Raw genomic sequence first — 14,644 nt, 5'->3', positions numbered from 1 at the left:
ACGACAGCCTAGGAGTAGTAAGTTCAATAACACAACTGACTAGACTCCGGACATGCGGAACACCAGCTTCTCCTCGATGCACTGCTCGCTCGCCCAATCGCTGGAGCTGATCGGCGACTGGTGGACCCCGCTCGTCCTGCGAGACCTCTACCTCGGCCTGAACCGCTTCGACCAGTTCGTCACCGACCTCGGCATCTCCCGCAACCTGCTGACGGACCGTCTCTCGACGCTGGTGGACGGCGGGCTGGTACGGCGCACGCCGTACCAGCAGAACCCGGTGCGCTACAGCTACGAGCTGACGGACGCGGGACGAGAGCTCGTGCCGATCCTGATGGCGCTGACCGCGTGGGGCGATCACTGGGCGACTCCCCCGGCCGGCCAGCCGATCCGGTTCACGCACACGACCTGTGGCAAGGTCACGACCCCGTCGGTGTGCTGCTCGGAGTGCGGCGAGGCGCTGCGGATGGACGACGTCGCACCGTCTCCCGGACCGGGCGGCCGAACGGCACCGGGTACGGCGTTGATCGCGAGCGTCCTAGGACTCGAGCCGAAGGCGTAGCAGGTCGGCGAGCGGCATCGACTCGCCGTCGCGCGCACCCTGACCCACGACGAGCGGCGGGTCGGACGGCAGCACGGTCACCCCGGCGACGCGGGACTTCAGACTGGCGGGCACGCCGAGGATGTAGAAGTTGCCGTCCAGGTCGACGGCGAGCGAACGGTTACGACGCAGGTACCACCCGGTGAGGCTGGTGCGGTAGCTGGCGCTGGAACCGATGACCTGCGCGCGCAGCGGCTCGGGCTCGACACCGCGCTCCTTCATCGTCGCGATGAACCCAGCCAGCAGTTCGCGGGCCTGCGCGGTCTCGGAAGCCTTCTTCCGCTCCAGGGCGGCCGCATGCTCGGCAGCGGCCTGCCGTCGTTCCTCGCGCCAGCTCGTCACCACCTCACCCTAGGGCAGTCAGTCGACGCACAGGCAGAACGGGTGCCCGGCCGGGTCCAGGAAGACGCGGAACGTCGTACCCGGCTGGTGGTCGGGCTTGGTCGCCCCGATCGCGAGCACTTCCGCCTCCGCCTCGTCGAGGTCGCGGACCATGACGTCGAGGTGCATCTGCTGCGGCGCGTCCTGGCTCGGCCAGGCCGGCGCGTTGAAGTCCTTGACGGGCTGGAAGCAGATGCAGTTGCTGCCGTCCTCGGGGCGGATCTCACCCCACTTCTCGTCGGCCTTGACCGTCCAGCCGAGCAGCTCCCCGTAGAACCGCGCCAGCACGACGGGATCCGGACAGTCGATGACGAAACTCGGGTACATCGCGATAGCCATGGACCGCACACTACTGAGCATTCCGGACGTTCCGCGTCCGTTACTCAGGCGGAATGTCCGGCGCGTCCGGTGAGGGTCAGCCAGGCCCGGTCGAGACCTGAGGCGATACAGCCGGCGACGACGGTTTCGGAACCGAGCACACTCGCCTTCACCTCGGGCAGCACCGGCGCGAGGTGACGGAGCTGCCGGGTGACGGCTTCCAGGAAACCGGGCGCCTGGCCGATACCTCCACCGAGAACCACCAGGTCCGGGTCCACGACGGTGATGACCGTGCACACGGCCTTGGCGACGAGCAGTGCTTCCTCGGCGACGACCGCAGCGGCGAGCGCGTCACCCCGCGCAGCGGCCGCGAACACCTTCTCCGCCGTCGAGGCCCCCCGAACTCCGGCTCGGCGCGCCGCCCGGACCACGGCGGCCGCCGATGCCGACGCGTCGAAACCGCCGCGTTTGCGAGCGTCCCGCGGATCGCTGCCGCTACCTTCCGTGAACGGCAGGTAGCCGATCTCACCCGCGACGCCGTGCGAACCGTGCCGGAGCTTGCCGTCCAGGACCAGGCCCATCCCGATCCCGGTGCCGACCGAGACGAAGGCGAAGCTGTCGACATCGCGCCCGTGTCCGTGCACCCGTTCGGCGAGCGCCGCGGCGTCCACGTCGTTCTCGATCATCAGTGTCGGGCCGAACCGGTCACGCAGCGCCGCGAGCGTCGCAGGCGAGTCCCAGCCGGACAGCCGCCCGGTCAGCGTCAGCGCGTCGAGCCGCGGATCGTAGACGCCCGGGCTGCCGAGCACGGTCTGGGTCAGTTGGGTGACCTCGATACCGGCTTCGGTCGCCAGCGTCGCGGTCAGCACCGCCAGCTCCTGGATCCGCGCCATCGCGTCGCCCGCCTTGGTCCGCACACTCAATCGCGCCCGCACCGTGCCCGCGAGATCCGCGATCGCGCCGCGGAGGAACTCCCGCCCGACATCGAGCCCCAGGACGTACCCCGCCTCCGGGCGCACCTCGTAGAGACTCGCCGCTGGCCCGGGTACGCCGGTGCGCTGGCCGGTAACGTGCACGAGGCCGGTGCCTGCCAGCGAGCTCAGCGCGGCCGACACCGTCGGCTTCGACAGTCCGGTCAGACCGGCGAGCTCGGTCCGCGAGATGGGTCCGGAGCGACGGATGTGGTCGAGCAGCACCTGCTCGTTGATCTCGCGGATGAGCTGCGGGCGCGCTGCGGCCGCACCGCCGGCAACAACCGTCACGTCGACCCCCTTCTCGCTAACAACTCGGCCACCAAGTCGGAGTTAAGGCTTGTGGTCCCGTGGTTGTTAAGTTAGTTTCCTATCGATTCTATTGGTCGGCACGAGGAGGTGCCACCCCGTGGTTCCAGCGCCGGTCGTCCTCGGACTCGACTTCGGTGGCACGAAGATCGCCCTGGCTGTCGGTGACCTCACCGGCCGTCGCCTGGGCGCCCGTACCATCGACAGCCGGGCAGACAGTCGCGTGGACAGCCACGACGGGTCCGGCGGTGCCGCGGCGGCACTCGCCCGCGGCCTGGCCGCGGCCCACGAACTGCTCTCCGAGGTCGCCCCTGGCCAGGAGCTCGCCGGTGTCGGCGCGGCCACCCTGGGTATCCCATACGACGACCGCGTCGAACTGGCCCCGACCTTTCCCGGCTGGGGCGAACTGCCCTTCGGGCGCCTGGTGCGGGACGCGTTCCCCGGCGTACCCGTGCGGCTGGCCACCGACGTGAAGGCGGCCGCGGCGGCCGAGCTGCGCTGGGGTGCGCTGGCCAGCTGCGACCCGGGTCTCTACCTGAACCTCGGCACCGGTCTCGCGATCGCGATCGTTGCCGGCGGCACCGTGATCACCGGGGCGCACGGCGCCTCCGGCGAGATCGGCTACAACCTGCGCTCCCCCGCCGACGTGTACGTCGACGAGGGCCGGCGCACGATCCTCGAACACGTCGTCAGCGGCCAGGCGCTCGAGACCACCGGGAGCACCCGGCTCGGGCGAGCGGTCACGGCCGCCGACGTCTTCACGATGGCGCGGACCGACCGGGACGCCGCCGTCCTCACCGACGAGTTCGTCCGGGAACTGGCGATGCATCTCGCCAACCTGACCATCGCCGTCGATCCGGCGCGGATCGTCGTCGGCGGCGGCCTGGTCCGTTCCTGGGACCAGATCGAGACCGGTCTGCGGCGCGCCCTCGCCGCGGCCGTTCCGTTTCCGCCGGAGTTGTCGGTGGCGCGCTTCCCGTCGGACGCACCGCTGATCGGGGCGCTCGCTCTCGGCGTCGAGGCGGCCGGTGCCGCCCTCGGCGAAGAGGCATTCGCATGAGCAGGATTACCAGGAGCGAAAGGCAGAGACGATGAGGGGCATCACACGCATCGCCGTCGCCGCGATGGCGGTCGGAGCACTGACCGCGGGCTGCGGCGGTGGTGACAAGCCGGTCGGGGGCGCGGCGTCGTCCAACCCGTCGTCCTCGGCGAGCGCCGGAGGCGGCGGAGGTGGCGGCGGCGAGCACAAGAAGGGCGGCACCGTCACGATCGCCAACGTCGGCGGGCAGACCTGGCCGTGCCAGTTCAACCCGTTCAACCCGGCGGTCAACCAGGCGGCCAACGGCTTCGTGTACGAACCGCTGACGTTCGTGAACGTGCTGAAGAGCGGCGCCACCACGCCGATGCTGGCCACCGCTTTCAGCTGGTCGCCGAACAAGGACTCGGTCGTCTTCACCATCCGCGACGGTGTGAAGTGGAGCGACGGGCAGCCGTTCACGGCCGACGACGTCGTCTACACCTTCACCCGGATGAAGGAGCAGCCGGCCCTCGACCTGTACTCCTTGTGGACCGGCGCCGGCCTGAGCAGTGTCACGGCCGCCGGCAACAAGGTGACGCTGAAGTTCAAGGGCCCGGCGGAGCCGTACTTCTTCAACTTCGCCAACCAGGTCGGCATCGTGCCCAAGCACATCTGGTCCACCGGTGAGGCGGCCACGAAGCCGGCCACCTGGGCGGACCCGAAGCCGGTCGGCACCGGACCCTTCACGGTCGAGTCCTGCAGCGGCAACAACATCTCGTACGTCGCCAACCCGAACTACTGGCAGCCCGGCAAGCCGTACGTCGCGAAGGTCCAGTACCCGGCGTACCTGGACAACAACCCGGCGAACCTCGACCTGGCCAGCGGCAAGGCGCAATGGGGTGGCCAGTACATCCCGAACATCGACAACTTCTACAAGTCGAAGTCACCGGACAACAACTACTGGTTCCCGCCGACCGCGAACGTGGCGCTGGTCCCGAACAACGACCCCTCGCGCCCGGCGACCAGCAAGCTGGCGGTCCGGCAGGCGATCGCGTACGCCCTCGACCGCGAACAGATCTCCAAGATCGGTGAGAGCGGCTACCAGCCCGCGGCGAACCAGAGCGGTGTCGTGACGCCGACGTTCGACAAGTACTACGACAAGGACGCGGTGGCCGCGGCGGGCTACGACAAGCCGAACCTGGACAAGGCCAAACAGCTCCTGCAGAGTGCCGGGTACTCCGACTCGAACCCGCTCAAGCTCAACGTCATCACGGTCACCGGCTACACCGACTGGGACGCGTCCCTGGCGGTGGTGAAGCAGCAGCTGGCCAAGGTCGGGATCGAGCTGACCGTCCAGGACCTGCAGCAGCAGTCGTACAACCAGAAGCTGTACACCGGTGACTACGACCTCGCGTACGACAGCCGCCCCGGCGGTCCCACGCCGTACTACGAGCTGCGGGCACTGCTGTACTCGAAGAACACCGCGCCGATCGGCACGCAGGCGAACAGCAACTACTCGCGGTACAAGAACCCCGAGGTGGACAAGCTGCTCGACCAGTACGCGAGCGCGGACCCGGACACGCAGGTCAAGCTGATCAAGCAGATCTCGTCGTACATGATCAAGGACGTGCCGGTCATCCCGACCACCGAGTCGGTCGACTGGTACCAGTACAACACCAAGGACCTGGACGGCTGGCCGACCCAGGACAACCCGTACGCGCAGCCGGCACCGTACAACATCCCCGACGTGGGACAGGTGCTGACCAACCTGTACTCGAAGTCCGCCCAGAAGTAAGGAATCCCGCGTGAGCACGAGGAGCTGGTGGTTGTGCGTTACCTGATCCGACGCCTCGGGTTCTTCGTGCTCACGTTGTGGGCGGCGATGACGCTCAACTTCTTCATCCCGCGGATGATGCCGGGCAGTCCGGAGGAGGCACTCCGCGGGAGGTTGAGCAAGGGCGGTTCGGTCGTCACGGAGGAGCAGTTGCGCACCGTGCTGGCCGAGTTCGGGTTCGACCCGGGCAAGAACCTGCTGCTGCAGTACGTCGAGTACCTCAGGTCGATGGCCACCGGTCACTGGGGCGTGTCGATCGGCAGCAGCCTCGGCGTACCGGTGACCACGCTGATCGGTGACGCGCTGCCGTGGACGCTCGGACTGGTCGGCATCACGACGATCCTGGCGTTCGCGCTCGGCACACTGATCGGCACCGTCTCCGGCTGGCGCCGCGGCGGGCTGATCGACGGCGTCGTACCGCCGGTGTTCATCGTCACCTCCGCGCTGCCGTACTTCTGGGTGGCGCTGCTGCTGATCTCGATGTTCGCGATCGGCGACCACCCGGTGCTGCCGAACGACTTCAACTACGACCAGGGCCTGACGCCGGCGTTCTCCGGCGAGTTCGTGCTGAGCGTGCTCAAGCACGGCATCCTGCCGGCCGCGACGATCCTGATCACCGCGGTCGGCGGCTGGATCCTGACCATGCGGAACAACATGATCACCACGCTCGCCGAGGACTACGTGCGGATGGCCCGGGCGAAGGGCATCCCGAACCGCAAGATCATGTTCGGGTACGCCGGGCGGAACGCGTTCCTGCCGAACCTGTCCGGCTTCGCGATGTCGCTCGGCTTCGTCATCTCCGGCACGATCCTGGTCGAGTACGTGTTCAACTACCCCGGCCTGGGTTACATGTTCTACAACGCGACGGTGAGTACCGACTATCCGTTGCTCCAGGCCCTGTTCCTGCTCGTGACGCTGGCGGTGCTGATCTGTGTCCTGCTCTGCGACATCGCGGTGTTCCTGCTCGACCCGCGCGCCCGGACGAAGGGGTAGACGATGAGCGCAGTTGTTGCCGGTGCGTCCGCTCCCGTCGCGAGTGCGAGCCGCCGCCCGCGGGGTGGGCTGTTCCGCGCCGTCCTGCGCAACCGTAAGGCCATGATCGGGGCCGGGTTGCTGCTCCTGTTCATTCTGCTCGCCGCGTTCCCGGGGCTGTTCGTCCCGGGCGCGCACCACGATCCGCAGGCGATCGGCGACCTGCCCCTGCAGCACCCGTCCGGCGGGCACTGGCTCGGTACGACGGGACTCGGGCAGGACGTCTACGCCCAGCTGATCTACAGCACCCGGGAATCGCTGGTGATCGCCGTGGTCGCCGGCCTGGGTGCGACCGTGCTGTCGGTCATCATCGGGGTGTCAGCGGCGTATCTGGGCGGGTTCGCCGACGACGGTCTGTCGATGCTGACCGACATCTTCCTGGTGCTCCCGACGTTCCCGCTGATCATCGTGCTGGCGACGTACGCCGGCAAGGGCAACCTGACCGTGATCATCATCGTGCTGATCCTCACCGGCTGGTCGTACGGCGCCCGGCAGATGCGGGCGCAGGCGCTGTCGCTACGGAACCGGGACTTCCTGGAGTCGGCGCGGGTCCGGGGCGAGCGACGCTCGTACATCATCGTCGTCGAGGTGCTGCCGACGATGATCTCGCTGATCGTCGCGAACTTCCTCGGCGCCGCGCTGTACTCCGTGCTCACCGCCGCCGGCCTGCAGTTCCTCGGGCTCGGCGACCCCAACTCGCTGAGCTGGGGCACGATGCTCTACTGGGCGCAGAACCAGGGCGCCCTGGTGAACGGCCTGCCCGCGTGGGCGCTCTCGCCGGGTCTGGCGGTCGCGCTGCTCGGGGTGTCCTTCGCCCTGCTCAACTACGCGTTCGACGAGATCAGCAACCCCGCACTGCGGCCGGTTCGGAGGCGACGTGCCAAAGCCACTTCTTGAGGTCCGCGACCTCACGGTCTCCTACGACACCGGCTCCCGTCCGGTGGTCGCGGTCGACCACGTGGATCTCGACGTACAGGCCGGGGAGTTCGTCGGCGTGGTCGGCGAGTCCGGCTGCGGCAAGTCGACGCTGCTGTTCGCGATCGCGCAACTGCTCACCTCACCGGCCGCGATCACGGGCGGCAGCGTCACGTTCCAGGGCCAGAACCTGGTGACGATGAACGAGCGGAAGCTGTCCGCGCTGCGCTGGCGGGACTTCTCGGTCGTGATGCAGAGCGCGATGAACGCGCTGAACCCGGTGAAGAGCATCGGGGCGCAGTTCAAGGACACGATCATGGCGCACGACGAGGCGGTCGACGAGAACCGTCCGGCCGAGGTACTGCGGCTGGTCGGGATCGACCCGGTGCACCTGCGCAGCTATCCGCACCAGTTGAGCGGCGGCATGCGGCAGCGGGCGATGATCGCGATGGCGCTGCTGTTCACGCCGGACCTGATCATCATGGACGAGCCGACGTCGGCGCTCGACGTGGTCGCGCAGCGGTCGCTGATGGTGCAGATCAAGGAGCTCCAGCAGCAGCTCGGGTTCGCGGTCATCTTCGTCACCCACGACATGTCCCTGGTCAGCCACTTCTCCGACAAGCTGGTGGTGATGTACGCCGGACAGGTGGTCGAGTTCGGCGCCACTCGGGCGGTGTTCGACCACCCGGAGCACCCGTACAGCGCCGGGCTGCTGGACGCGTTCCCGTCGATCCGCGGGCCGAAGGTGCCGTTGACCGGCATCCCGGGCAGCCCGCCGAACCTCGCCGACCCGCCGAGCGGCTGCCGCTTCCAGCCGCGCTGCCCGAAGGCGTTCGAGGACTGCCCGAAGATCGCGCCGGAGCTGTACTCGGTCGGCGCCGTCGAGGCGCGCTGCCTGTTGCACGCGCCGTCGCTGGAAACCCGGGAGGTGTCATGACGACCGTCGACGCCGAGCAGACCGAGGCCACCGGCCCGGCCACCACGCCGTTGCTCGAGGCAAAGGAACTGACGCGGCACTTCCGGGTCGGGCGCGGGTTGCTTTCGCGGCAGCTGCTGCACGCGGTGGACGAGGTGAACTTCACCATCGGCCAGCAGGAGATCGTCGCACTGGCGGGTGAGAGCGGGAGCGGGAAGAGCACGATCGCGCGGCTGCTGGCGGGCGTGTACAAGCCGACGAGCGGTGAGATCTATTACCAGGGCCGGGCGATGTCGACGTACCGGTCCCGGAAGGATCAGCTCGCGTACCGGGGCGACGTACCGATGGTGTTCCAGGATCCGTTCAGCTCGCTGAACCCGGCGTTCCGGGTGTCGCACGGGATCTTGCGCAGCCTCAAGCTGCACCGGCCGGAGCTCGACCGGCGGCAGCGGTACGCCGAGGCCGAGCGGGTGGTCGAGGCGGTCGGGCTGACACCGGCGGCGGACATCATGAACCGGTTCCCGTACGAGCTGAGTGGTGGCCAGCGGCAACGGATCGGGTTCGCGCAGGCCCTCGCCCACAAGCCGAAGCTGATCCTCGCCGACGAGCCGGTGTCGATGCTCGACGTGTCGATCCGGATCGGCCTGCTGAACCTGATGGCCGAGCTGCGCAGCAAGGAAGGCGTGTCGTTCCTCTACATCACCCACGACATCGCCAGCGCCCGCTACGTCGCCGACCGCCTGATGATCATGTACGCCGGCCACGTGGTCGAAACCGGCCCCACGGAATCCGTCCTTCAAAACCCCAAGCACCCGTACACGGACCTGCTCCTCGGCGCGGTCCCCGACCCCCGAGCCCCACTCTCCACCGGCATCGAGGGCGACACCGGCGAGCCCCCCAAGGTCATCGACCCAACCCCCGGCTGCCGCTTCCGCTGGCGTTGCCCACTGGCGATAGACAAGTGCCACGACGTAACCCCGCTCCTCCGCCCCCTGGGCGAGAACCACGCGGCCGCCTGCCACGTAGCCGAGCCAGACGTACCCTTCCCCGCCTGACGCAGATCCTGCCCTTCGGGGGCTGGGACAAGTACTCGGGGGTGGGGACCCGGTATTACCTGTCTACGGCAACCTGTTCCCGTTCCACGACCCGACTCCTGTCCCACCCGATCAGGTGAGACTGACAGACAGCCTGCTGGTTGGTGTGACTACGACTGGGTGGGACAGAGTGACGACAGCTCGGTTGCCCGTGGCAACTACGGTCGCGGGGGCTCGGTCGTGGCCCAGGTGGACCTCGGCTCGTCTGGCCGGTTTGGTGGTTTCGAAGGAGAGAGTGGTCAGGCTTGTTCGGCCGTAGCGGATGTCCACGGTCGCGGTGAGGGTGGTAGGGGTTCGGCGTTGGGTGTAGAGGCCCCAGCCTTCGGCGGCGGTGAAGGCGGCCCGGAAGTTCTCCGGGTGGATGCGGGGAGCGAAGCCCAGGTGGCCCTTGGGGCCGTGGTACTCGTAGCCGCAGGCCGCCAGGTAGACGCCGTAGCCCATCATGGCGCGGGCGTAGTGGTCGCTGGCCTCGATCTCGTTGTAGGGATTGCGTTTCGTCGCCGAATAGCGCTCGTACATCGCGCGGGTGACCGCGAGGCCCTCGGCCGTCATGCCCTCCGAGAAGAGGTGCGCGGCGAACTGGTACTCCTGGCCGGTCCACACCTCGTTGAAGTACATCAACCCGCGGGTCTCGTCCGACCCGCCGTGCGGCCAGGTCGCCATGATCACGCCGCTCTCGCCGTCGGTGGTGTACACGCGGCCCACCCCGATCCCCGGCGGCCGGTACGTCTGCGGCTCGGCGCGAAAGTTCGACTCGTACAGCTTTGTCAGCGCCGTCCGGGCCTGGTCCGCGGGGAACACCCGGGGCAACCCGAGCTGAGCCGCGTAGGTCTGCCCGTACATCTGATCCACGAACAACCCTCGGTTGCTGTTCTCCGCCGTCGGATGCGCCGGATCCACCTTCTGCACGTAGTACCCGTACTCGTCGTTCCACAGCTTCCCCGACAGGTACGCCGAGCCTCGGCCGGCGATCGCCGCGTACCGGGACGCGCTCGCGGTGTCCCCCACCTCGTCGGCCATCGCGGCGGCCGCACGCAGCGCCGCGACGTACAGGCCGCTGATCCACGGCACCTCGCCGAACCATTCGGTGTCGAGCGTGTTCCACTGGCTGCCGCGGAAGATCCCGTCCTCGTCCTTGCCGTCGCGCTGCGTCACCAGGAACTCGACAGCGGTCCGCACCCGGGGCCAGACGCGGCGCAGGAAGGTCGCGTCCTTGCTCATCTGGTGCTCGCGGTAGATCCGCAGGATCGTCCCGGTCTGCCCGTCCGCGAACGAGGTGGACGCGTCACCCGACTCGCCGCGGTTCCCGATCTCACCGGTCGGCCGGAACGCGATCCCGAGGTCGACGCGTTCGCGGGTGTCGCGCTCGAGGTCCGGGAAGAGCCGGCCGATCGCCTGCGCGTAGTTCCACACGTGCTCGCAGGTGCCGGCGCAGCAGTACGTGCCTTCCCACGCGTAGAACCGGCCGTCGTCCCAGCGGTAGCAGGTACTGGTCGCGATCGTCGATGCGGTCGCGAGCGTGCGTTCGAGGAACCAGTGCGGCAGGGACGAGTCGTCGTACCACGTCTGCACCCAGGTTCGCGTGGCGCGCTCGAGGCGGTCGACGTGTTTGCCGACGTACTCGAGGACGCCGCGGGCGGACGTGAACCGGCTCGCGTAGTGACGGCGGAACGTCGAGGCGCCGACGAGCTCCGCGAACAGCTCGCGTTCCGGGTTCGGGAAGAACCACCCGTAGGCGAAGCGGATCGTCCTGGACTCCCCCGGCGCGAGAGTGATGTTCACGGCAACAGTCCCGGCCTGTGGACCGTCGGAGTCCGCCGGTGCGGACGGTGCGTCGAACAGTTCGTCGGCCGTGGACCACTTGGCGATCGACGGCCGGGCGACCGCCCCCGGCGTGAGCGCGGCCAAGGCGAACGTGCCGCCGTCCGGCCGCTCGGCCACCGGCTGCCGGCGGATCGGGCGGTCGCTGAACAGGATCCGGTCGACGTTGACGTGCCCCCAGCCGCCGGTGTTGCTGTCGACGATCTGGATGCGCGCGGTCCGCCCGGCGTACTTCCCGACATCCATCGACACCGCGGTCAACGGCTCGATGTCGGTTCCCGCCGTACTCGCGACGACCTGACCGTCGACGACCACGTTCAGGCAGGTCTCCGCCTTGTGGTGCCCGCCCCCGACCCACGCCGTCACGAAGCGGCGCTCGATGACGAAGTCCCGGCTCGTCAACGACCCGGTGTACCGGTCGGGGTCGCCGGTGCCACGGAAGTTGTACGACGTGACGAACCGCCCGCTCACGTTCAGCTCGGTCCGGACCCCGAACGGCCGCCGGAATCCGTCCGGTGTCTCGGCCGCGGTCACCGGCCCGGCCCCGAACGCCTCGCCCGCCACCGTCCAGCCGTCGTACGTCGTCCTGTCCCAGGTCTCGAAGACGATGTCCGGCCGGTCCGTGAACACGATCGCGTCACAGCTCACGTGCCCCCACGCCCCCGTCGTCGCGTCGACGATCTCGATCCGCGCGGTGCGGCCCTGGTACGCGCCGACGTCCAGCATCCGCGCGACCAACGGCTCGCTCTCGTCACCGGTCGCCGACGCGACGACCGCGCCGTCGACCACCACGTTGACGCCGGCCTGCCGTCCGCCGCCGACGCCGACCGCGACGTACCGCCGCTCGATGGTGAACTCGCGGCTGGTCAGCTTCCCGGTCGCGCCGTCGTTGCCGCCGCCGCGGAAGTCGTACGACGTGACGAACCGCGTCCCCGACACGTTCAGGTCCCCGAACCGCTTCATCAGGTTCGGTACGTCGAGCGGCCGCACCGGCCCCGGCCCGAACGCGTCGCCGGTCACCGTCCAGCCGTCGTACGTGTCCTTCTCCCAGTCCTCGAACAGGATGTCGCCCTGCTCGGCCGCGAGGTCGTCGACCGCACCGAACTGGATCCCGCCCTTGAACGGGCGCGCCTGCAGCGTGGTGGGCTGGCGATAGCGGCTGTCGATGCAGACCGGGTTCTCGGCGTACCCGAGCAGTGTCGCGTGGACGGCCGCGGCGGACGTGTTCCGCAGCGTGAACGCCATGATCGTCGTCGGCAGGGTGGAGTCGAGTGTGGCGAGTGGGATGAACGGCGAGAAGGCATCCAGCTCCACCGCGACCGGGCTGGCGGCATCGGCGTACGAGACCTGGCCGATCGGGTACGTGCCGGTGAACCGGACGTCGCGGAACCCCTTCGCGTCGACGGTCCGCGTCGTCGTCCGGCCGCGGGTGGTGGTCCGCAGCGCGAAGCCCTGGCCGAACTGGGACGCGCCGGGCTGGTCGGCCGAGAGCGGGTCCGCGTAGTTGTGCCCGGAGAAGTCCGCGCCACCGAGCGGGAACGACGACGGGTTGAAGATGTCCCACGCCCACAGTCGTCCGTCGCCGGCCAGGTACACCTGTCCCGTCGTACCGCCGCCGACCGGCATCCCGATCCGGGGCAGCGCGGCACCGCCGTACGTCGTCGGCTTGCCGCGGCCGAACAGCACACCCGGGTCCGGCGCCGGCGGCGCGGCGAACGCGGCGACGGCCTGACCCGGGACGGCCAGGGCACCGGCGGCGGTGGCCCCGAGGGCGATGAAGGTACGGCGGCTCAGATGGGCCCGGGGACAGTCACCGGCACAGGAACGGTTCGCGCAGCCGGGCGGTAGATCGCTGGCGGTCATTCGGTTCTCCTGACGGGCGGCGATGGGAGAAATCGATTTCCGACACCGTAGTCACGGCCCGGGCGAAGGTCAATGGGTCCCGGCCAGTGGTCTACTGTTCGACGCTTGTCGAACAATGTCGTAGGGTGAGTTCCATGCCCGTCGAACACCGCCGGTCCGTCGTCGCCCTCGCCCTGATCGCCTCGTTCATGGTGTTCGTCGACAGCACGATCGTGAACGTCACCCTGGCCGAACTCGGCACCCATCTGCACGCGTCCCGGCCCGAGCTCGAGTGGTCCCTGAACGCGTACACGTTGTCGTTCGCCGCGCTGATGCTCGGCGCCGGAGCGATCGCGGACACCCTCGGCGCGAAGCGGGCCTTCCTCACCGGGCTCGTGGTCTTCACGCTGTCGTCGGCGGTCTGCGCGGCGGCGGGCTCGATGCTGATGCTCAACCTGGCCCGGCTCGTCCAGGGCGCGGGCGCGGCGCTGCTGCTGCCGAGCGCGCTCGTCCTCGCGACCGCGTCGGCCACCGACGAGCACGCGCGGCACCGCCTGGTCAGCTGGTGGGCGGCCGCGGGTGGCGCCGGGATGGCGGCCGGTCCGCTGCTCGGCGGTGGTCTGGTCGCGCTCGCGAACTGGCGGGCCGTCTTCGCGGTCAACGTGGTGATCGGCATCCCCGCCGCGATCTGGGCGCTGCGCTCGATGCCGGCCGTCGTACGGCGTGGCCGTCGGCTCGACCTCGGCGGGATGGTCACGGCCACGGCCTTCATCGGTGGTCTGGTGTTCGCGCTCATCGAGGCACCGTCCCGAGGCTGGGTCGATCCAGCGATCCTCGCGGCAGGCGCCGTGACCGTCGTCGGTCTGGTGGGCTTCGTCCTGGTCGAACGCTCCGTCAGCGGCCCGCTGCTGCCACCGAGGCTGTACGCCGATCGCGGGTTCGCGGCCGCCGCTCTGCAGGGCAGCCTGCTGAACTTCGCCTTCTACGGCGTGCTGTTCACGATGAGCCTGCTGCTCCAGCAAGGTCGCGGTCTGAGCGCTCTGGTCACCGGGCTGCTCTTCCTGCCGCTGACCGGCCTGATCTCGATCGCCAACCTCTGCTCCGCGCCACTCACCCGCCGGCTCGGCCGCCCGGCAGTCCTCGCCCTCGGCCAGGCAGTCCTCACCGCTGGTCTGCTCGCGCTCGCCTGGGCCAGTACGGCGTCCGCGGTCTGGCCGATGGTGCTCGCGCTGGTCCCGATCGGCATCAGCTCCGGAATCCTCGTACCGACCATGACCGCGCAGTCCATCGCCGCCGTGGAACCCGAACTCCACGGCGCCGCGTCGGCCGCGTTCAACACGTCCCGCCAGATCGGCGGCGCGATCGGTGTCGCCACGTTCGGCCCGTTGCTCGGCACGGCACACAACCTGAGCAGCGGCTTCGTCACCTGCGCGATCGTGGCCGCCGCGGCGAGCGTCGCCGGCCTGTGCGTAACGGCGCTCGGCCGCCGGCAGCCGGTCCTCGTAGGCTCCTGCGGGTAGTTTGTCCCCCAGGGTCACAGACCGGGGCCGGATGCAACGAAACAGGGGGCTCGGAGCGTCTAGGTACTCGAGAGG

General features: G+C 69.1%; 12 protein-coding genes. 8 read left to right on the top strand and 4 right to left on the bottom strand.

Going from position 1 to position 14,644, the window contains the following annotated elements:
• Positions 1 to 52 precede the first annotated feature (52 nt).
• Positions 53 to 559: a winged helix-turn-helix transcriptional regulator gene (locus ACFYRH_RS23115; protein WP_387778763.1), complete on the top strand. Its 507-nt coding sequence runs from the start codon at positions 53 to 55 to the stop codon at positions 557 to 559.
• Here ACFYRH_RS23115 and ACFYRH_RS23110 read toward each other — a convergent pair.
• The 3 genes from ACFYRH_RS23110 to ACFYRH_RS23100 are packed head-to-tail and all read right to left on the bottom strand — an operon-like array spanning position 536 to position 2,559.
• Positions 536 to 940 (bottom strand): hypothetical protein, encoded by a 405-nt coding sequence (locus ACFYRH_RS23110; protein ID WP_387778760.1) that lies wholly within the window; start codon positions 938 to 940, stop codon positions 536 to 538. The genes ACFYRH_RS23115 and ACFYRH_RS23110 overlap by 24 nt on opposite strands.
• A gap of 18 nt (positions 941 to 958) precedes the next feature.
• Complete coding sequence (locus tag ACFYRH_RS23105) at positions 959 to 1,318, bottom strand: VOC family protein (RefSeq protein WP_387778757.1); 360 nt, start codon at positions 1,316 to 1,318, stop codon at positions 959 to 961.
• Positions 1,319 to 1,362: 44 nt separating this feature from the next.
• A complete protein-coding gene (locus ACFYRH_RS23100) occupies positions 1,363 to 2,559 on the bottom strand; it encodes an ROK family protein (RefSeq protein ID WP_387778754.1) in 1,197 nt (398 codons plus the stop codon).
• A gap of 118 nt (positions 2,560 to 2,677) precedes the next feature.
• Here ACFYRH_RS23100 and ACFYRH_RS23095 point away from each other — a divergent pair, with 118 nt between their 5' ends.
• The 6 genes from ACFYRH_RS23095 to ACFYRH_RS23070 are packed head-to-tail and all read left to right on the top strand — an operon-like array spanning position 2,678 to position 9,347.
• Entirely contained in the window at positions 2,678 to 3,637 is a 960-nt protein-coding gene (locus ACFYRH_RS23095; protein ID WP_387778751.1) for an ROK family protein, read from the top strand.
• A 31-nt stretch (positions 3,638 to 3,668) separates the two neighbouring features.
• Positions 3,669 to 5,390 (top strand): ABC transporter substrate-binding protein, encoded by a 1,722-nt coding sequence (locus ACFYRH_RS23090; protein ID WP_387778748.1) that lies wholly within the window; start codon positions 3,669 to 3,671, stop codon positions 5,388 to 5,390.
• Positions 5,391 to 5,423: 33 nt separating this feature from the next.
• Positions 5,424 to 6,422: an ABC transporter permease gene (locus tag ACFYRH_RS23085; protein ID WP_387778745.1), complete on the top strand. Its 999-nt coding sequence runs from the start codon at positions 5,424 to 5,426 to the stop codon at positions 6,420 to 6,422.
• A 3-nt stretch (positions 6,423 to 6,425) separates the two neighbouring features.
• A complete protein-coding gene (locus tag ACFYRH_RS23080) occupies positions 6,426 to 7,358 on the top strand; it encodes an ABC transporter permease (protein WP_387778742.1) in 933 nt (310 codons plus the stop codon).
• A complete protein-coding gene (locus tag ACFYRH_RS23075) occupies positions 7,339 to 8,313 on the top strand; it encodes an ABC transporter ATP-binding protein (protein ID WP_387778739.1) in 975 nt (324 codons plus the stop codon). The genes ACFYRH_RS23080 and ACFYRH_RS23075 overlap by 20 nt, the downstream gene beginning before the upstream one ends.
• Positions 8,310 to 9,347 (top strand): ABC transporter ATP-binding protein, encoded by a 1,038-nt coding sequence (locus ACFYRH_RS23070; RefSeq protein WP_387778736.1) that lies wholly within the window; start codon positions 8,310 to 8,312, stop codon positions 9,345 to 9,347. The genes ACFYRH_RS23075 and ACFYRH_RS23070 overlap by 4 nt, the downstream gene beginning before the upstream one ends.
• Positions 9,348 to 9,458: 111 nt before the next feature.
• On the opposite strand, the gene ACFYRH_RS23065 is transcribed toward ACFYRH_RS23070, so the two are convergent.
• A complete protein-coding gene (locus tag ACFYRH_RS23065; RefSeq protein ID WP_387778733.1) occupies positions 9,459 to 13,070 on the bottom strand; it encodes a GH116 family glycosyl hydrolase in 3,612 nt (1,203 codons plus the stop codon).
• A gap of 134 nt (positions 13,071 to 13,204) precedes the next feature.
• Here ACFYRH_RS23065 and ACFYRH_RS23060 point away from each other — a divergent pair, with 134 nt between their 5' ends.
• Positions 13,205 to 14,569, top strand: a complete 1,365-nt coding sequence (locus ACFYRH_RS23060; protein ID WP_387778730.1) for an MFS transporter — start codon at positions 13,205 to 13,207, stop codon at positions 14,567 to 14,569.
• Positions 14,570 to 14,644: the final 75 nt, after the last annotated feature.

It is taken from the genome of Kribbella sp. NPDC004875 (assembly GCF_042873375.1).
GTDB lineage: Bacteria > Actinomycetota > Actinomycetes > Propionibacteriales > Kribbellaceae > Kribbella.
The sequence above is the reverse complement of the archived record's forward strand: the minus strand, read 5'-3'. Positions and strand labels throughout refer to the sequence as shown.